General features: G+C 65.7%; 20 protein-coding genes. 6 read left to right on the top strand and 14 right to left on the bottom strand.

Annotated elements, in window-relative coordinates:
* Positions 1-36: 36 nt before the first annotated feature.
* The 4 genes from GCU68_RS06655 to GCU68_RS06640 form a co-directional block, all read right to left on the bottom strand.
* Entirely contained in the window at positions 37-579 is a 543-nt protein-coding gene (locus GCU68_RS06655; RefSeq protein ID WP_152940072.1) for a heme NO-binding domain-containing protein, read from the bottom strand.
* Positions 580-738: 159 nt separating this feature from the next.
* On the bottom strand, positions 739-1,593 hold the full coding sequence (locus GCU68_RS06650; protein WP_152940071.1) for a ribose-phosphate diphosphokinase: 855 nt from the start codon (positions 1,591-1,593) through the stop codon (positions 739-741).
* Between the two features lie 88 nt (positions 1,594-1,681).
* Positions 1,682-2,218, bottom strand: a complete 537-nt coding sequence (locus GCU68_RS06645) for a hypothetical protein (RefSeq protein ID WP_152940069.1) — start codon at positions 2,216-2,218, stop codon at positions 1,682-1,684.
* An 88-nt stretch (positions 2,219-2,306) separates the two neighbouring features.
* Positions 2,307-3,176: an HVO_0234 family beta-propeller protein gene (locus GCU68_RS06640; protein WP_152940068.1), complete on the bottom strand. Its 870-nt coding sequence runs from the start codon at positions 3,174-3,176 to the stop codon at positions 2,307-2,309.
* An 81-nt stretch (positions 3,177-3,257) separates the two neighbouring features.
* Here GCU68_RS06640 and glmM point away from each other — a divergent pair, with 81 nt between their 5' ends.
* Positions 3,258-4,622: a phosphoglucosamine mutase gene (gene glmM, locus GCU68_RS06635; protein ID WP_152940066.1), complete on the top strand. Its 1,365-nt coding sequence runs from the start codon at positions 3,258-3,260 to the stop codon at positions 4,620-4,622.
* Positions 4,623-4,736: 114 nt separating this feature from the next.
* On the opposite strand, the gene GCU68_RS06630 is transcribed toward glmM, so the two are convergent.
* The 5 genes from GCU68_RS06630 to GCU68_RS06610 form a co-directional block, all read right to left on the bottom strand.
* On the bottom strand, positions 4,737-5,219 hold the full coding sequence (locus GCU68_RS06630) for an HPP family protein (RefSeq protein ID WP_152940064.1): 483 nt from the start codon (positions 5,217-5,219) through the stop codon (positions 4,737-4,739).
* Positions 5,220-5,279: 60 nt separating this feature from the next.
* A complete protein-coding gene (locus GCU68_RS06625) occupies positions 5,280-5,693 on the bottom strand; it encodes a universal stress protein (RefSeq protein ID WP_152940062.1) in 414 nt (137 codons plus the stop codon).
* Between the two features lie 54 nt (positions 5,694-5,747).
* A complete protein-coding gene (locus GCU68_RS06620) occupies positions 5,748-6,917 on the bottom strand; it encodes a DUF7118 family protein (protein ID WP_152940061.1) in 1,170 nt (389 codons plus the stop codon).
* 6 nt (positions 6,918-6,923) lie between these two features.
* Entirely contained in the window at positions 6,924-7,295 is a 372-nt protein-coding gene (gene hisI, locus GCU68_RS06615) for a phosphoribosyl-AMP cyclohydrolase (RefSeq protein ID WP_152940059.1), read from the bottom strand.
* 84 nt (positions 7,296-7,379) lie between these two features.
* Positions 7,380-8,147: a hypothetical protein gene (locus tag GCU68_RS06610; protein ID WP_227014952.1), complete on the bottom strand. Its 768-nt coding sequence runs from the start codon at positions 8,145-8,147 to the stop codon at positions 7,380-7,382.
* 116 nt (positions 8,148-8,263) lie between these two features.
* Between GCU68_RS06610 and GCU68_RS06605 the strand changes: the two genes are divergently transcribed.
* Together GCU68_RS06605 and GCU68_RS22170 are read left to right on the top strand one after the other, a co-directional pair.
* Positions 8,264-8,872, top strand: a complete 609-nt coding sequence (locus tag GCU68_RS06605; RefSeq protein WP_152940055.1) for a class I SAM-dependent methyltransferase — start codon at positions 8,264-8,266, stop codon at positions 8,870-8,872.
* Positions 8,873-8,954: 82 nt separating this feature from the next.
* Positions 8,955-9,083, top strand: coding sequence for a DUF7577 domain-containing protein (locus GCU68_RS22170; RefSeq protein ID WP_449411966.1), 129 nt, complete (start codon positions 8,955-8,957; stop codon positions 9,081-9,083).
* Between the two features lie 68 nt (positions 9,084-9,151).
* On the opposite strand, the gene serA is transcribed toward GCU68_RS22170, so the two are convergent.
* The 3 genes from serA to GCU68_RS06590 form a co-directional block, all read right to left on the bottom strand.
* Positions 9,152-10,738 (bottom strand): phosphoglycerate dehydrogenase, encoded by a 1,587-nt coding sequence (gene serA / locus GCU68_RS06600; protein WP_152940053.1) that lies wholly within the window; start codon positions 10,736-10,738, stop codon positions 9,152-9,154.
* Positions 10,739-10,929: 191 nt separating this feature from the next.
* Entirely contained in the window at positions 10,930-11,334 is a 405-nt protein-coding gene (locus tag GCU68_RS06595; protein ID WP_152940051.1) for a DUF7475 family protein, read from the bottom strand.
* Between the two features lie 183 nt (positions 11,335-11,517).
* Positions 11,518-12,414, bottom strand: coding sequence for a DMT family transporter (locus GCU68_RS06590; protein WP_152940049.1), 897 nt, complete (start codon positions 12,412-12,414; stop codon positions 11,518-11,520).
* A gap of 238 nt (positions 12,415-12,652) precedes the next feature.
* Here GCU68_RS06590 and GCU68_RS06585 point away from each other — a divergent pair, with 238 nt between their 5' ends.
* From GCU68_RS06585 to GCU68_RS06575, 3 genes are all read left to right on the top strand, one after another.
* Positions 12,653-13,111 (top strand): universal stress protein, encoded by a 459-nt coding sequence (locus GCU68_RS06585; RefSeq protein ID WP_152940047.1) that lies wholly within the window; start codon positions 12,653-12,655, stop codon positions 13,109-13,111.
* A gap of 69 nt (positions 13,112-13,180) precedes the next feature.
* A complete protein-coding gene (gene serB / locus GCU68_RS06580) occupies positions 13,181-13,837 on the top strand; it encodes a phosphoserine phosphatase SerB (protein WP_152940045.1) in 657 nt (218 codons plus the stop codon).
* 108 nt (positions 13,838-13,945) lie between these two features.
* Positions 13,946-14,326, top strand: a complete 381-nt coding sequence (locus tag GCU68_RS06575; protein ID WP_152940043.1) for a hypothetical protein — start codon at positions 13,946-13,948, stop codon at positions 14,324-14,326.
* A 45-nt stretch (positions 14,327-14,371) separates the two neighbouring features.
* Here the strand turns inward: GCU68_RS06575 and metX are convergent, their stop codons facing one another.
* Positions 14,372-15,583: a homoserine O-acetyltransferase MetX gene (gene metX, locus GCU68_RS06570; RefSeq protein ID WP_152940041.1), complete on the bottom strand. Its 1,212-nt coding sequence runs from the start codon at positions 15,581-15,583 to the stop codon at positions 14,372-14,374.
* Positions 15,580-16,926: an O-acetylhomoserine aminocarboxypropyltransferase/cysteine synthase family protein gene (locus tag GCU68_RS06565; protein WP_152940039.1), complete on the bottom strand. Its 1,347-nt coding sequence runs from the start codon at positions 16,924-16,926 to the stop codon at positions 15,580-15,582. The genes metX and GCU68_RS06565 overlap by 4 nt, the downstream gene beginning before the upstream one ends.
* Positions 16,927-17,017 lie beyond the last annotated feature (91 nt).

Below are 17,017 nucleotides of genomic sequence, written 5' to 3'. Positions count from 1 at the left end.
CGGCAGAAACACTCGAGCGGGCCGCCACTGCTGGCGTTAGTCCTGCTCCACTCGAAACGCACACGTCTCGTCGCCGTCGGCGACACACGCCGTTTCGATCACGGTCGCCTCCGTCTCGAAGACGTTGGCCATCCCCTCGAGAATCCCCTGTGCCAACCCGCAGTAACACCTCTCCCGGTGAGTGCAGTAGGTCACGCGAACGCAGTCGGCTGACTCGCGAGTCCCCGAGACGGTCGGCAGCGCGTTCGCGTTCGTCGTCGTGTCGACGCTTTCGACGATCGACTCGAGGCGCTCGAGCACCTCGAACAGGTCCCCATCGCCGCGAACGTGGGCAGAAAAGGTCGACAGGAGCTCAGGCGCGAGCGCCCGACCGAGGTCACGTTCGATCTGCCGGCGTTTCTGGACGGCCATCGACGACAGCGTCTTGAGGATTGCCTCGACTTCGGCGTCGTCGTACGACGAGACGGGAAGGTACAACGTGGGTTCGATGTCAGCCTGGTCAACGATGGCCCCCCACGTTTCCTCGTCGGTCTTCGCGATAACGTACTCCTTGAGCGTTTTGTGGATAATTCCGTGCATCTGATCTCACTCCCTTCGGTTGCCCCCACAGGCGACGGCCGGACACTCGAGTCCCCACCGGGCTACCACTGGCCCGGACCGAATGGTCGATGTGTATGAATGTCATACGGAGTGACTTAACAGTTACACCGCTCGAGCACCCCCTTGCGTCGTGGTTGCTCAGAGGTGTTCGGCGAGTGCAGGCGCGACCGAAACGGCGCTTACGGATCGTTCGATCGTATCTGTGCCGTAGATCGCTTCGACGCCGGCTCGGGAGAGTTTCGTGACGGCGTTTCGTGCGAGCAGCGGGTGGACACAGGTGAGGAAGACGCGCTCGACGCCGCGGTCCTGTAAGACGGCGACGGCTTCACTCATCGTCGATCCCGTCGCGATGATGTCGTCGGCGACGACGACGTCGCGGCCGGCCACGTCGACGTCACTGGGGGTGATCTCGACGTCGGTACCGGAGTGGCGAACCTTCTCGAAGTAATCCGTCTCGCCGTCGCCGTAGGCGTCGCGGACCGTCTCGGCGAGCTCGATCGCGCCCGCGTCGGGCGAGAGGAAGACCGGATCCGCGAGGTCGTCTGGCAGCGGCTCGGCGAGTCGGCCGGCCGCATCGACGGCGGTTGCCGTCGGCTCGAAGAACTCACACACCGCTTCCTCGTGGGGCGTGACGGTCAGCACGCGATCCGCACCGGTCGAGATAGCGCGGGCAACTGCACGAGCAGAAATAGGATGGCCTGCCTCGAACGCCTTGTCCTGCCGGCCGTAGCCCATGTACGGGAGGACAGTGACGACCTCTTCGGCCCCGGCTTCTCGGACCGCATCCTGAAGCTGGAGCAGTTCGAGATGGGCGTCGCTCGAGACCGTCGAGGCGACGACGATCGCGCGGTCGTCGCCGAAATCTGGTGCGGCGGCGAGCAGTTCACCGTCCGGAAACCGGTCGTATTCGGCGGTCGCGAGCGAGACATCGAGTTCGCGAGCAAGTGCAGCGGCCAGCGTCTGTGACGCAGCGCCGCTGACGATCGTGGTCATACTCGAGTGGACAGGGCGAAGGATAAAACCCGTTTTCGTTCCGATGCGGACCGTCAGTGACTCACAGTGTCGTCTCCAGCCGCATCAGTCACGTCTCGGCGTCGTCGACGTCGGCGTCGCCGGCACCACAGGGACCGCCGCCGATGTCGCTCAACAGCGTTAACTCGCCGTCGCGGTCGACGCGCACGAAGAGGTTGAGACAGGACGGGTCGTTCCACTCGTCCGGCGTCACCTGAACCAGTTCCGCCTGATCGAGCCGCGTCGTCACGCGGAACTGCCCCGGCTCCGTGGGCCAGTTTCGATCGAGGGTGACGCCACTGTCTGCCTCGAGGGATTCGGTCGTCCAGTCCTCGATCTCGCGGTCGAACTCGACGATGACGTCGACCGTGTGGGCGGTCTCATCGAGGTTGTCGATGGTGATCTCGCCGAGGGTCGTGCCCTCGAGTTCGGTCGAACTGCCGGTGTCGCTGTCCTCAGGAGCCGAGTCGGAGCTGTCGTCGGACTCGTCCCCGCCGTTGGGGGTCGGTTCGTCGTCGCCGTCGTCGCTACCCGAACAGCCGGCGATAGCACCCGTCAGGGCCGTGCCGGAGACGGCGAGGAGTCGCCGACGTGGAAGGTCGCTCATATTTGGAGCGAACAAATTCAGGATATATAAACAGTCCGGCAGCCACAACGGCGTCGACCGGCGGACACACCGAGGGTGGGTTGGCCAGCTATCGCAGTACGGCGAGTCCCGTCACGTCTCCGATGCCGAGTGTTCGCGAGCGCCAGGGTCCGTTGCCGTCGTCCGGCGTCGCCGAGAGGAACGTCCCCCGTTCGGTGACGGCATAGCACGTCTCGCCGTACCCGAATCCGACGACGGGCGTGCTCGAGCGGTCGTATACCTGCCAGTCGTTCTCACCGTAGGCGTAGACCGTCTCGCCGGAGACGGCGTGGGCCCGAGCGAGTCGACCCGGCTCGCTTTGTGGGTCCGCGGCGACGACGTCGAAGGGCCCCTCGAGGACCTGCATCCAGCCGTTGCCGAGTTTGTAGAGCCCGTCGTCGGTGGCCGCAAGCGGCACGCCGGCCGCGGAGACGTCCCGGACGGCAGAGAGTCCAGCGTGGTCGAGCCCCGCCTCGTGGACGCGGTAGACGCCGTCCTCGGTGCCGACGAGATCGCCATCGATCGCCCGAACCGCCCCGATACCGGCTGACTCGAGTGATTCCCAGTCGCCGTCGTCGGCCGGAACGTCCCCTGCCAGTCGGGCAATCTCGCCGTCGGGACTGGCCGCGAGCAGTCCCGCGTCGTCGAGGCCGACGGCGACCGCTGGACCGAAGCCGGTTTCCGTGATCGGCGGGTCGTCCGCTGCCGATTCGTCGTCCTCGGCTGGCGGTACCAGCAGCCGGACGTCCTCGTCGGTTGCAACCGCAACGATCCCATCGGCCGCCGCAACATCGTGTGCGGTACAGCGATCACAGAGGCCGAACTCGCCGACGGTGTCGCCGGCGACGCGGACGCGGACGACGCCGATCGAACTCGAGACGTAGGCTTCGGTGGCTCCTTCCCGATCGCCGTAGACGCGTTTTTCCTCGATCGAGTGCATACGTAACCGTCAGTTCCCCGCCCCGAAAGCGTTCTGTCTGCTCCGGAATCCCTTTGAGGTGGCCGCGCAGACTAGTGGACAATGCAAGTGTTCGGATCGAGCGGGACGCGGGGCGTCGCCAACGAGGAGTTGACGCCCGCGTTCGTCCTGCGGGTCGCGAAAGCGGCAGGGACGGCCTGGGGTGCCGATCGGGTTGCTATCGCGCGTGATACGCGCTACACCGGGCGGATGCTCGCCGACGCGGCTGCAAGCGGGCTGGCGAGTACGGGGACGGACGTCGATCGGCTCGGCATCATCCCGACGCCGGGCGCACAGGCCTACGCCGACCGAGAAGGGGTCCCCGTTATCATGATCACGGCCTCACACAACCCGCCGCAGTACAACGGCGTCAAACTCGTCGGCAGCGACGGCATCGAACTCGCGATCGCCGACCTCGAGGAGATCGAACAGGTGTTGCTCGCCGAAGGCTTCGCGGTTGCGCCGTGGGACGAAACCGGCCGCTCTCGGGAGATCGAGGGCGTTACGACGTCCTATATCGACGAACTGCTCGCGGCGGCCGACCGGGAGACCATCGCCGACGCCGACCTGACGGTCGCACTCGATCCCGGCCACGGTGCCGGCGCGCTCACCAGCCCCGAGTTCTTCCGCAAGCTCGGCTGTCGCGTCGTCACGGTCAACGGCCAGCCCGACGGCAAGTTCCCCGGCCGGGACCCCGAGCCAGTGCCCGACAATCTCGAGGATCTGGGCAACCTCGTCCGGGCAACCGATGCCGACATCGGCATCGCCCACGACGGCGACGCCGACCGCGCCATCTTCTTCGACGAAACCGGCGAGTACGTCTCCGGCGACGCGACGCTGGCCGTCCTCGCCGCCGCCGAACTCGAGGCCGGTGACACGACCGTCTCGGCGGTCAACGTCTCCCAGCGACTGGTCGACGTCGTCACCGAGGTCGGGGCCGACCTCGAGCTCACTCCCATCGGCTCGACGAACATCATCACCCGGATCGAGGAACTCGAGGCCAACGGCAAGCGGGTGCCGATCGCAGGCGAGGGCAACGGTGGGATTTTCTTCCCGGCGTTCCGCCTCACGCGAGACGGTGCGTTCACCGCAGCCCGGTTCCTCGAACTCGTCGCCGAACAACCGGTCAGCGAACTCGTCGCCCCCTACGATGGCTACGCAAACGTCCGTCACAACCTCGCTTACGAGTCGACGGCCGAACGCGACGCCATGCTCGATGCGGCGGCGAACCACGCCCAGTCATCCGACGCCGACCTCAACACTCGCGACGGCTACCGACTCGACCACGGCGACGCGTGGGTGCTCGCTCGCCCCTCCGGCACCGAACCGCTCGTCCGCGTGTACGCCGAGGCCCGCGACACCGAGCGCGCCCGAGAACTCGCCGACGAGCTGTACGAGACGCTCGCCGACGCGAAAGCAGACGCGTAAACTACCCCACCCTACTCCCTCGGCGCATACGCACCTCGCTCCTTGAGGCCGGAGGCTCCACCTTGAATTACGCTGAAATCCGGACGCGAGACGGGCTCGATCCGACGTCTGTTCTCAGTTCCCGCCAACGGCGAGGAGCACCGCCCGGTGGGCGGCCACCAGCACGACCACCGCGGCGACGATCAACACACCCTCGAGGAGCGTCGATAACAGCCCGAGCGAAACGATCAGCGTTGTCGCGCAGGCGGGCGGATGACGAGTGTCGGTCGCGAGCATCCCGCCGGCAGTCAGCGTCGTCGCGAAAACGCCACTCGCAGCGAGGCGAAGCCCCTCGAGTGAGGCTGGATCGGCAGCGGTCGTCATCGAGAGCCCACTCGCGAGGAGGTGATACACCAGCAAGCCGGCGACGACGCCGATGACGTGGCCGCCGATGACCCGCCGCGGGGCGGTCGCGTCGCCGTCCTGAAACAGTGCCAGTACGAACGCGGAGGGACCGAGACTCGGGAACAACAGCGCCAGTCCGGATAGCCACGCCAACACGGCCGTCGTCGAGAGCAAGAGTCCGGTGTGCAATGTCGTTCCGAGCCGATCGTCCATGGCGACCGATTACCCGCGCGGCTGAAAAACATCGATGGTTCGAGACCCTGCCTCTGCCCGTTACGGGACGACTGTTACCGGAATCGACGACCGACGCGTGACAGCCTCTGCGACGCTGCCGAGCAGCATTCGGGAAACGCCCGATCGGCCCTCGCTGCCCATCACAATGCCGTCGACGTCCGCGTCGGCGGCGTACTCGAGGATTGCCTCCGCCGTCGTCCCCTCGACGACGGCCGTCTCGACGGTGCTGTCGTAGTCGGCGGCGATCGCGTGCACATCAGCAAAAAACTCGGGCTCGTCTTCGGTCCTGTCACCGCCGGCCGTTGCTGGTGGTCGTCCGCCGTAGCCCGCCTCGAGGTCGTCGACCACGTGGACCACCGTGATTTCGGCGTCGGGAATGACCGAGAGTGCGTACTCGAGAGCCGCCCGCGCCGGCTCGGAGTCGTCCATCGGAACGAGGAGCTGTCTGGCCATATCGACAGTACGATCGAGAGGCGCTTCAGTGGTTGCCTCGCAGGCTCGACCGGCTCAGATCGGATCCTCGACCTCGAGTGCCGCCTCGAGCGCGTCGCGTTCGTCCCGAAGCGTCTCGAGTTCGGCCGCGATGGCGCCGTCGGCCAGACGCTCGCGTTCGTCGGGAGAGAGCTGATCGACCGCCTGAGCAGCCGTCTGCAGACGGTCGTAGTCGAACTCGGGGTCGGTCGTGAGCCGCCGGAGCGAGCGCAACTTAGCGACGACGGCCTCGTCGGCGACGCGGGCGACGAACGGACGGATCTCCCGTACCTTGCGCTGGAGGGTGCCCGCCTCGCCCGGCGGCCACGCGATCGTCAGCGGGTCGGCGTCGATTCCGTCGAGATACGTCCGCTGGGTCGCGACCCGGCGTTTGAGTTCGTCCGCGCTCTCGACGTAGTGTGAGAGCTTCGAGCGGGAGTAGTCAGCGTACTCGAGCAACTCCGGAATGGTGTACTCGCCGGCCGGATCCTCCCGAACGTAGTCGGCCAGATCCGCCGGCGGCTGCTCGTAGGGGACGAACGGATACCAGCGACTGCGCTCGACCAGCGCGAACACCTCGCGAGCCGAGGCCTCAAGTCGAAACGCCTCGAACGCGGTTTCGATCGCGTCGTTGTACGCCTCGATCGGCTCGCGAAGGTCCTCGACGGGGGCCTCGAGGTCGGCGGTCGCGAGTTCGAGCAGTCGCTCGCGCTTGCCGATTTCGTCGTCGAGTTCCCGGCGCCGTTTGGCGGCGGTCGTCCGGGCGTCGCCGATCGCCTCGCGAGCGGCCTCGCGTTCGTCGAGTAGTTCGGCAAACTGTGCCGCCGGCTCCAGGGCGGCGTGGGCGCGGTCGAAATCCGCCTCGCTGAGCCGACGTTTATCGAGCACCTCGAGGGCGTCCTCGAACGCCGACCGGCCCTTCAGGTCGTCGGGAAGGCCCGTGACCAACTGGTCGAATTTTCCCTCGAGTTCGATGTAGGCCTTGAAGTTCTCCCGGCCGGTGCCCGTCGCCCGGTCGACGTAGTTCTCGAGTAAGTCCGTCGCCGTCCGGTAGGCGTCGGCGGCGTCGGCGACCGCCTCGTCGCCGTGGTCGTCGATCGCTGTCTCGGCCTGTGCGAACCGCTCGCGGGCAGCCTCGAGGGCCTCGAGCGGTGTCCGTCCGTCGTCAGTGGCGTCCGCGTCGGAGTGGTGAACGCGTTCGCTCATTGCTGGTTAGTCGTCGTAGACGGCGTTGGGATCGAACACTTTCTCGCCGACGTGCTCGCCGTCGATCGTCCGGTAGAAACACGACCGATGGCCGGTGTGACACGCGCCGCCTTCTTGGTCGACCAGATAGAGCAGCGTGTCGGCGTCGCAGTCGACCCGCACCTCCTCGACAGCTTGCGTGTGACCGCTCGTCTTCCCTTTCTGCCACAACTCGTCACGGCTACGCGAGTAGTAGTGGGCGACGCCGGTTTCTCGAGTGCGCTCGAGGGCTTCCGGCGAAACGTACGCGAGCATCAGTACCTCGCCAGTGTCGGCGTCCTGTGCGACGGCGGGGACGAGTCCGTTCTCGCCGAAGTCGACCGCAACGTCGTCGGTCATACGTGAGGGGATGGCCGACGGGGCGATAGGTCTTTTGCCAAGATGGTCACCACAACGACGAATGTTGGGGACCACCACCGGCGCTCAGGGCTGTTCGTACGCGACGCCGTCGGGCACCATGGTCGCGAGGGTCACATCGCGAGCCAGTTGTCCGCCCGTTCTGACGTGGCGTTCGGGTACCAGTGGCATCGCCACCGGCCGATAAGCGTTGGCTCGCATCGCCGCGATGCCGGCGTAGCGACCGACCTCGCGATCCTGATCGAAGACGTGAATGCGTCTGTCCGTACCGCGACTGTATCGGTAGGGGAACACCGCCGGATCGGGGCCGGGACAGGTCAGCGTATCGGCCTCGAGGACGGCCTGCACCGACCCGTCGGCCTCGAGGACGAGCCGTGGCTCGTCGGTCCCGGTTCGGTCGCGGCCGTCGTCGGTCGCCGTCGACGATTCTTCGTGCCACTGCGGGTCCGTGTCGGTTCGCACGCAGGCGTATCGCCCGTCGGTGAGCGCGATCCGGTCCGGAATCGAGTAGAACTGGCGTCGACCGTCCGAACGCCCTCGGAGCAAGAACGGCTCGCCGAGAATCTCCCGTGCGTCCTCGAGATCCCATTTGTCGACGACGAGCACCGGCACCCGACCGGCGTCGGCGGCAGCCCCAATGTGACTGACGAGCGACAGCGGCGTGACGTCTCGAACCCGTTCGATCGACAGCGGGTCGTCGGAGCCGTTGATCGGGTGCTCACCGTCGGACGCAACGGCTGACACTTCGTTGTCGGCCGGGTCAGGGCAGCGGTAGCCGCGATCACGAAGATCCGTGAGAACGGCCGCCAGCCGCGAGGAGTCATGGTAGTGCATCGACAGCGCTACGACCTCGGGTGATAAGAGCGCGCGGCCAACACAGGCAACGGCGATCGACGCGAGCACCGCTCGTTTGGCACCAGCGCCATACCGTTCGCCCTCATCACCTGACCATGGACCGGCACGACATCAGACGCGCGTGGGACGCCGTCGCCGACGATTACGCCAGCACCCGCCGCGCCGATGGCGCAGACGCCGCCCTGATCGACGACCTCCTCGAGACGCTGCCCGACGAGGCGACCGTCCTCGACGTCGGCTGTGGCGACGGGCTGCGAACGCTTGCGAACCTCTCCGGCATCGAGCGGATCGGACTCGATATCTCGAGCCGGCAACTCGAGTTGGCGGCCGACAACGTCCCCGAAGCCCACCTGATTCACGGCGAAATGACAAGGCTGCCGCTGGCCGCAAATTCGGTCGACGCGATTACGGCCTACCACGCCGTCTTCCACGTTCCCCAGAGCGAGCACCCGGCCGTCTACGACGAGTTCGCTCGCGTCCTCCGGGCGGGCGGGCGACTCCTCGCGACGGTTGGCTCGAGTCGCTACGAAACGGTTCGACGCAACTGGCTCGGAAGCGGCCAGTCGATGTTCTTCAGCACGCCCGGCCGCCGCCGAACGCGTGCCGACCTCGAGGCCGCAGGCTTTGCGATCGTCTGGGAGCGAGTCGTCGACGATCCACTCGGCAGTTCGGTCCCGTTCGTGCTGGCCGAGTATCGGGGCTAGTGGGTCGCTCCAATCCCAGTTTCGACTTGGACTTGCAAACGTCTGGGAATCGAACTTTCGACTCGAGACCGGACACCCAACAATGAGCACCCAGCAGACACCCGAACAGACGGTCACCTGTCGCGTGTGCGGAACGGAGAACGACCACTTTTACACCTACTGTCGAAACTGTCTCGAGACGCTTCCTGTACGGGCTATCAGAAGCGAGTGACTACTGGGGTCGTCAGTTCTCGAGGTGGCAAGAGAAAATCAAGAATCGAACGGCTCGCTCGAGCGCGATTAGGCCTGACCGTTCAGCGTGATGTAGTTGATGCCGATGATCCGGTCGTCGGACTCGAGTTCGTCTTTCGCTTCCTCGGGGACCTCGCTGTCGACGTTGTAGACGGTCAGTGCCTCGCCGCCGATGGTTTCGCGGGCGTTGAACATGCCGGCGATGTTGACGCCGTGCTTGCCCATAACAGAGCCGATGAGGCCGATGACGCCGGGTTCGTCGGTGTTGCGCGTAACGACCATCTTGCCGTGGGGGATGGCGTCGACGCGGTAGCCGTCGACACGGACGATCCGTGGGTCGTCACCGGCAAAGAGGGTCCCGTCGACGGAGACCTCGTCGTCGCCGTTGCTGACGGTCACGGAGATCAAGCTCTGGAAGTCCTCGGCCTGTCGGGTCTTGGATTCGGTGACGTCGACGCCGCGGTCCTCGGCGATCTGAGGCGCGTTGACGGCGTTGACCTGCCACTCGAGCGGTTCGAAGACGCCTTTCAGCGCGCTCGCGGTGACGAACTCGACGTCCTCGTCGGCGATGTCTCCCTCGTAGGAGATTTCGACCGACTCGATGCGGCCGTCGAGCAGTTGTGCAGCGACCTTGCCGCCCGTCTCGGCGATGTCGATGTACGGCTCGAGGCGTGGGAAGGCGCTCTCGTCGATCGACGGTGCGTTGAGAGCGTTGGCGACCGGCTCGCCCGCGATGGCGGCGTTGATCTGTTCGGCCGTCGACGTTGCGACGTTCTCCTGTGCGGCTTCCGTCGACGCACCGAGGTGAGGCGTGACGATGACGTCGTCGTGTTCGAGCAGCGGCGAGTCGTCCGGCAGGGGCTCTTCGGCGAAGACGTCCAGTGCCGCGCCGGCGAGGGTGCCGTCTTCGACCTTGGCGGCGAGGGCGTCCTCCTGGATGATGCCACCGCGACCGACGTTGACGATGTAGCCGCCCTCGAGGAGATCGAGTTCGTCCGCACCGATCATTCCTTCGGTCTCGGGGGTCAGCGGCGTGTGGATGGTCAAGAAGTCAGCGGCCTCGAGACAGTCCTCGAAGTCGACGAGTTCGGCACCGAGGCGCTCGGCGCGTTCCTCGGAGATGTAGGGATCGAAGGCGACGATATCCATCCCCAGCGAGTCGAGTTTCTTGGCGACCTCTTGGCCGACGCGGCCGAGGCCGACGACACCGAGCGTCTTGCCGTTGAGTTCGGTGCCGAGGTACTCGCTTTTGGCCCACTCGCCGTTCTTCAGGCGGATGTGTGCCTGCGGGATCGACCGCGCGGTCGCGAACGTCATCGCGACGGTGTGTTCGGCTGCCGCTCGAACGTTGCCCTCCGGTGCGTTGGCGACGATGACACCCTCGTCTGTCGCCGCGTCGATGTCGATGTTGTCGACGCCGATGCCCGCTCGGCCGACGATGACGAGGTCCTCGGCTGCCTCGAGCACGTCCTCGGTGACTTCGGTTCCCGAGCGAACGATCAGCCCGTGAGCGTCCGAGACTGCCTCGAGGAGGTCCTCGCCCTCGAGTTCGTAGCCCGTCTCGACCTCGTGGCCGGCGTCTCTGAGTACGTCCAGACCCGCATCCGCGATGGGATCCGTGACCAGTACTTTCATGCGCGAGACAATCGTGCGGAGCAGGTAAACCCTTCCGTTGTCGTGCTCGGGTGGCAAAATATACCACCTCCTCGAAAACGGACCGGTCGGTGGGGAACTCGGCCGCTCGTCGGACGATCGAGGCCGATGGCAGCGGCGACGAAATAGACGAAAAAAGCAGCGGCGAAATCGAGTCGACACGGGACGACAGGTTACTCAGCCGCGGCGTACAGATAGACGGCGCAGATGGCCAGGACGGCCTCGGCGGCCTTCGTGATGACGGCGATCGGGTTCAGCGACCCCCCCATGTAGAATGCCTCGAGGCCCCAGCCCTGAAACGGAAAGAGTGCGAGGATGGTGACGATCGAGTACGCCGCCGCGACGAGAAAGAGCGATCGACGCCAGTAGGGAGTCAGGTACAGGACTATGCCGCCGATAAATCCGAGCCCGTTGAGGACGAACAACACGGCGAGCACCGTACTGAACTGGATCGCGTTCGTCGTGGCCAACAGGTGCAACACGCCGGTGATAAGTGCCATGACGATTGCAACGTAGCCGATCGGGTTCGATGGCCGGACGAATCGGTGGTTCGTCTTGGTTGTGGGATTAGCGCACATATCTGCACTGTTCGTGAGAGTGGACTAAAACAATCTGGTAGACTTGTCGAAAATAATGACAAGGATGGGGCGAGGTGGTGCAGGCGACGGGCCACGGCAGGTCACGATCAGCAGAATTCGAGGTGGAGCCTCCGCCCTCGAGGACCGAGACGCGTCTGCGCCGAGGGAGTAGGGTGGGGTAGTTTACAGCGTAATCAACACGACACCGACGACCACCAGCGCCGCACCCGCGATGACCCCTTTCGTCACGCGCTCGAGGTCGCGCAAAAGGACGGCTGCAAAGAGCAGTGTAAACAGCGGCGCGGTCGCGACCAGCGGGTCGACGATCGCAATCCGTCCCGCCTCGAGGCCCAGCGCGGCCATCAGCGAGAGCATCGCGATGGTCGTCAGGAGGCCGCTGCCGGCAAAGTACGTGTACGACGCCTGTGGCTTTGCGAGGACGTCACGTCCGCCGACGGCAGCCACGTAGGCAAGCAGCGCGACCAGTCCGGCCGTCTCGTTTATCGTGACTGCCTCGAGCGCCGAGATCGGCGACTCGAGCATGCCGTAGCGCCGGGCAACGTTCGCGATCGCGAAGGTGGCCGCGGCGGCGATCGGCCACAGCAGGTCACGGGGCTGCCAGCCCGCGAGGTCACCGCCTTTCGAGGCTGTCAACACGGCGAGCCCGGCGACGAGGACGACGATGCCGACGCCCGTCACGGGCCCCAGCGGCTCGCCGAGAAAGGCGAGCGCGATCAGCGTCGCAAACAGCGGCCGCGTACTCAGGATCGTACTGTTGAGACTCGCCCCGACGCGGTCGACGCCGACGAAGATCGTAATCCGCCCGAGCGCGGTGCCGACGACGCCCGCAAAGCCGAAGATTGCGAGCACTTCGGCGGAGAGCCCCGAAAACGCCGACCGACCGTAGACGGCGACGATCGCCAGCCAGTACAGCGCCGAGTCGACGACCACGACGACCAGCGACGCCTGCACGGAGCCGCCACCCGCGGCCATCCCGCGCTTGTCGAAAATCGGCGTAAAGCCCCAGAGGAGCGCCGGAATCAGGGCGAGGACCACCACCTCGAGCGTCGCGTTCGTCATCGCGGCTCACCGACGGAACCCTGACCAGAGCACACTGTCATCGGATGTGAGGGCAGCCGTCGGGTCAACGTTGCGGTGTCGGCAACCCGGCCGCGCTTTTATACGGAACGCTGTAACGGTTTCCCGGCGCGACCGCAGGACAGGTGGCGGTCGCGCCGGAAATGACTTACAGTGGTCCGTATCACACAGGGGAAACGACCACCCACAATTATTCGCCAGTCGCGCGTATAGGTACCATATGTACGACCGTATCCTGTTGCCGACCGACGCCGAGAAGGGAGCCGAACTGGCAACCGAGCACGCGATCGCCGTCGCGGAGTCGACCGGTGCCGAGTTACACCTGCTGTACGTCGTCGACAGCGACGTCTACAGCTCCTACACCGGCGACGAGTACGTCCACGAGTTCGAAGGCCTCGAGGCCGCCCTCGAGCAGGTCGGCGAAGAAGCCCTCGAGTCGGCCGCCGAGGCGGCACGCGAGGCGGGTCTCGAGCCGACGACGGCCGTTCGACACGGCACACCACACGAGCAGATTCTTGCGTACGCAGACGACGAGGACGTCGACCTCCTCGTAATGGGCTCGAAAGCACGCTCGGGCGAGTACCGCCGGCTGCTGGGCAGCGTCACCGACCGTGTCGCACGGCTGGCCTCGCGGCCGGTGACGATCGTCAAGACGCCGGTCGAGGGCGACGAGGCGTGATCGGCCGGCCGACCCGCGCCGAGACGGAAACCTGAACTGGTTTATCCGGGGCGCTACAAGCAGCGCCCGATGACAGTCGTCGCTTTCGACTTCGACGGAACGCTTTCCGACTCCGAGATGACCGTCCTGCTCGGCGACCGCTGCGGCGTCGCCGACGACATGGCCGAGATCACCGAGAAATCGATGAACAACGAGATCGACTACGCCGAGAGCCTCCGCGAGCGGGCCGCCCTCCTCGAGGGCTTGCCGGCCGACGAGGCCGAAGCCGCGTACGGCAAGGTCGAACTCCGCGAGGGTGCGGCCGACCTGATCGAAGAGCTAAACGAGGCCGGCGTGACGACCGCGATCCTCACCGGCGGCTTCGAACGCGGCGTCGCGGCCGCCCTCGAGCGCGAGGGGGCCTCCGTCGATCACATCGTCTCGAACCGACTCCCACTGAACGACGACGAAACCGAGCTGACCGGCGACGTCGAGGGGCCGCTCATCGAAGGCACCAAAGATGACGCCCTCGAGAATCTCGCCGAGGACGTCGGCGTCGAACTCGACGATACCGTCGCCGTCGGTGACGGGGCAAACGATCTCCCGATGTTGAAAGTCGCCGGCCTCGCGATCGGCTTCGATCCCAAACCGGCAGTCGAACCCCACTGCGACGTCGTCGTGACCACGATGGACGAGGCTCGAACGGAACTGCTCGAGGCGGACGTGCTCCCGACCCCCGATCAGTAACGACAGCTTTCTCACTTCGCACGAACGTCGTCTATCGGCGAAAATCCGGCTCGAGAGCCGTTTTTGATACCGAGAAACCTATTAACTCGGGATCGAGTAATAGGTTGTATGATGTGGCAAGACCTTGTGTTCATGATCGGCAGCAGCCTTTCGATCGTCTTCCTCGCGCCGACGCTTCGTGACGCCAGCGCGCGCGTCCCACTCGGCACGAGTCTCCCGTCGATGGGAATCGGGTTCGTCTACGCGGCGACGTTCGGGACGCTCGGGATGACCTTTTCTGCGGTCGGCGCGCTCGCGGCCGGAATGATGTGGTCGCTGATCGCGCTGATCCGCTCGCCGTCTGGCATCGGCATCTCGACGCGACTGTTCCGCATGGAGAGTCCGACACTGCTCGCGACCGATCTGCGCCGATGGCTCTTCGATTCCCGCTCTGCGTCGCCTGCCGACCAGTACGTTTCGTTCGACCGCGATCACTACAGCAACAACTGAGGCAGTCAGCGATTACGAGCGATAACGGTCCATTTGTCTCGTTTTTTATTCAGAAAAGAGACTCGTGTGTACCGGTGCGAACGATTCCTCGGGCTTGATGTCGGGCTCAGGAGCGGTGTCGGTGATCGTTCGCCCGGCGAGTCCGTCCTCGAGCAGTTCGTCCAGCGGCGGGCCGACTTTTTCGGGTTCGACGAGGAACGCGTCGTGGCCGTGGTCGGATTCGACGACGTGGTGGGCGATGTCGACGTCGGCCTCGCGACAGGCCTCGGCCAGTGCTTCGGCCTGTTCGACGGTGAAGTGCCAGTCGCCAGTAAACGAGACGAGCAGCAGTTCGCCTTCGAAGGCCGCCAGCGCGTCGGCGTCGGACTCGTAGCCCGCCGAGAGATCGAAGTCGTCCATCGCACGCGTCATGTAGAGGTAGCTGTTCGCGTCGAAGCGGTCGGTGAACTTGTCGGCCTGATAATCGAGGTAGGACTCGACTTCCCGGTAGGGGAAGAAGGCGGCCGCTGGGTCCGGGGGTTCCTCGCGAACCGTCTCACGGCCCGCGGAGCGACGGCCGAACTTCCGGGCCATCGAGGGCTTCGAGAGGTACATGATGTGGCCGATCTGGCGTGCGCGTGCGAGGCCGTCTTCGGGTTCGGGACCGCCGTAGTAGTGGCCGCCGTTCCAGTTGGGGTCGCTGGTGATCGCCCGTCGGGCGACCGTATCGAGGGCGAGACACTGCGGATCGAGTCTGGCCGCGGTGGCAACGGCCGCGGCCCGGTCGACGTCGTCCGGGTAACGGCGCAGCCAATCGAGAACGTTCATGCCGCCGACGCTGCCGCCGACGACGGCGTGGAGGCGACCGACGCCGAGTTCGTCGAGTAGCTGGCGCTGTGAACGCGTCCAGTCGCCGACGGTGACGGGCGGGAAATCAGTCCCGTAGGGCTCGCCGGTCTCGGGGTTCTCGCTCGCCGGACCCGTCGTGCCGTAGCACGACCCCGGCGTGTTTGCACAGACGACGTAGTACTCGGTGGTGTCGATCGCTTTTCCGGGGCCGACGACGTCGCCCCACCAAGCCCGCGCTTGGCCGGCGGTGTCACCGCCGGCGTCGGGCCGACGGGCGACGTGGGGACTGCCGGTCAGTGCGTGACAGACCAACACCGCGTTGTCGCCAGTGAACTCGCCGTACGTCTCGTAGGCGACCTCGAGAGACGGGATCGACTCGCCCGAGAGGAACTGGAATTCGCCGAGATCGGCCGTGTCTCGCGTCGTCATGGCTGTTGGCCCTCGCTCCCGTCGGTCGCTGTTCGCGTCGCCGTTGCGATCGCTTGCTCGAGGTCAGCCAGGATGTCCTCGGGATCTTCGATCCCGACCGACATTCGGATCAGATCGTCCGTCACACCTGCTTCTTCGCGCTCAGCGGAGGTCAACTGACCGTGAGTCGTACTCGCAGGGTGGATGACGAGCGTTTTCGCGTCGCCGATGTTCGCGAGGAAGGAAGCGACCTCGACGCTCTCACAGAAGGTCTTGCCCGCCTCGTACCCTTCTTCGAGGCCGAACGCGACCATCCCGCCGTAGTCCTCGAGGTATCTCGTGGCGTTGTCGTGGGTCGGGTGGTCCTCGAGGCCGGGGTGGGTGACCCAGGCGACGTCGTCGTGATCGTCCAAGTACTCCGCGACGATGGCGGCGTTCTCGCAGTGTTTTGCGACGCGAAGTGGCAGCGACTCGAGGCCCTGTAAGGTCTGCCAGGCGTCGAACGGCGACTGCTGGTTGCCGAGACTGCGCAGCGACCGGAAGCGGGCGGTCGCGGCGAATGGGGCCTCGGGGAAATCCCGCGAGAAATCGACGTCGTGGTAGGCGTGGTTCTGGCCGGCGATCTCGTCGTAGCCGTGCTCGCCCCACGGGAACGAGCCGCCGTCGACGAGGACGCCGCCGACCGTCGTCCCCGAGCCGTGGAGCCATTTCGTCGTCGACTCCCAGACGACGTCCGCGCCGTGCTCGAGCGGCCGGCAGAGCGCCGGCGTCGCGAACGTGTTGTCGACGACGAGCGGCACGCCGTTGTCGTGGGCGATCTCGGCGACGCGTTCGAAGTCGGGCGTCACGAGCGAGGGGTTGCCGATCGTCTCGACGTGGACGAACGCGGTATCCTCGTCGATTGCCTCTTCGTAGGCATCGTACTCGAGGGTGGGGACGAACCGCGGTTCGATGTTCCGCCGACTCGCGGTCTTCGAGAAGTAGGCGGTCGTCCCGCCGTAGGTGTCCGTCGAACAGACGACGTTGTCGCCCGCCTGTGCGAGGATAAGCACTGCAGAGTCGAGGGCTGCCATGCCGCTGCCCGTCGCGACCGCACCGGCCCCGCCCTCGAGGGAGGCGAGTCGATCCTCGAGAGTCGTGACGGTCGGATTGGCGATACGAGAGTAGATGTAGCCGTCGTCCTCCAAGGCGTAGCGCGCGGCGGCGGTGTCGGCGTCGTCGAAGACGTAGGACGTCGTCTGGTAGATCGGCGGTGCCATCGCCCCCGTTTCCGGGTCGGGAGACTGTCCGGCGTGTACGCTTCGTGTCCCGAGGCCGCGCTCGGGACAGTCCGTGTCGGTCCCGTCGCTTGCGTCGTCGCTCATGTTTAGTATGCATACTCCTGGAGACGCATATGCGTCGCAGTAACGGCAAAAACCGCAGTCGATTCGGTGTCGTTCACATACGGCGTTCGAT

It is taken from the genome of Natronorubrum aibiense, assembly GCF_009392895.1.
Taxonomy (GTDB): Archaea; Halobacteriota; Halobacteria; order Halobacteriales; family Natrialbaceae; genus Natronorubrum; species Natronorubrum aibiense.
This window is presented reverse-complemented; position numbering and strand designations above follow the sequence as displayed.

Coding starts and splice junctions, on each gene's coding strand:
- GCU68_RS06630 (WP_152940064.1), bottom strand. CDS start 5,219: ATGGACGATCGGCTCGGAACGACATTGCACACCGGACTCTTGCTCTCG.
- glmM (WP_152940066.1), top strand. CDS start 3,258: ATGCAAGTGTTCGGATCGAGCGGGACGCGGGGCGTCGCCAACGAGGAG.
- serB (WP_152940045.1), top strand. CDS start 13,181: ATGACAGTCGTCGCTTTCGACTTCGACGGAACGCTTTCCGACTCCGAG.
- GCU68_RS06625 (WP_152940062.1), bottom strand. CDS start 5,693: ATGGCCAGACAGCTCCTCGTTCCGATGGACGACTCCGAGCCGGCGCGG.
- GCU68_RS06595 (WP_152940051.1), bottom strand. CDS start 11,334: ATGTGCGCTAATCCCACAACCAAGACGAACCACCGATTCGTCCGGCCA.
- GCU68_RS06620 (WP_152940061.1), bottom strand. CDS start 6,917: ATGAGCGAACGCGTTCACCACTCCGACGCGGACGCCACTGACGACGGA.
- GCU68_RS06585 (WP_152940047.1), top strand. CDS start 12,653: ATGTACGACCGTATCCTGTTGCCGACCGACGCCGAGAAGGGAGCCGAA.
- GCU68_RS06610 (WP_227014952.1), bottom strand. CDS start 8,147: ATGCACTACCATGACTCCTCGCGGCTGGCGGCCGTTCTCACGGATCTT.
- serA (WP_152940053.1), bottom strand. CDS start 10,738: ATGAAAGTACTGGTCACGGATCCCATCGCGGATGCGGGTCTGGACGTA.
- GCU68_RS22170 (WP_449411966.1), top strand. CDS start 8,955: ATGAGCACCCAGCAGACACCCGAACAGACGGTCACCTGTCGCGTGTGC.
- GCU68_RS06605 (WP_152940055.1), top strand. CDS start 8,264: ATGGACCGGCACGACATCAGACGCGCGTGGGACGCCGTCGCCGACGAT.
- GCU68_RS06650 (WP_152940071.1), bottom strand. CDS start 1,593: ATGACCACGATCGTCAGCGGCGCTGCGTCACAGACGCTGGCCGCTGCA.
- hisI (WP_152940059.1), bottom strand. CDS start 7,295: ATGACCGACGACGTTGCGGTCGACTTCGGCGAGAACGGACTCGTCCCC.
- GCU68_RS06590 (WP_152940049.1), bottom strand. CDS start 12,414: ATGACGAACGCGACGCTCGAGGTGGTGGTCCTCGCCCTGATTCCGGCG.
- metX (WP_152940041.1), bottom strand. CDS start 15,583: ATGACGACGCGAGACACGGCCGATCTCGGCGAATTCCAGTTCCTCTCG.
- GCU68_RS06575 (WP_152940043.1), top strand. CDS start 13,946: ATGATGTGGCAAGACCTTGTGTTCATGATCGGCAGCAGCCTTTCGATC.
- GCU68_RS06645 (WP_152940069.1), bottom strand. CDS start 2,218: ATGAGCGACCTTCCACGTCGGCGACTCCTCGCCGTCTCCGGCACGGCC.
- GCU68_RS06565 (WP_152940039.1), bottom strand. CDS start 16,926: ATGAGCGACGACGCAAGCGACGGGACCGACACGGACTGTCCCGAGCGC.
- GCU68_RS06655 (WP_152940072.1), bottom strand. CDS start 579: ATGCACGGAATTATCCACAAAACGCTCAAGGAGTACGTTATCGCGAAG.
- GCU68_RS06640 (WP_152940068.1), bottom strand. CDS start 3,176: ATGCACTCGATCGAGGAAAAACGCGTCTACGGCGATCGGGAAGGAGCC.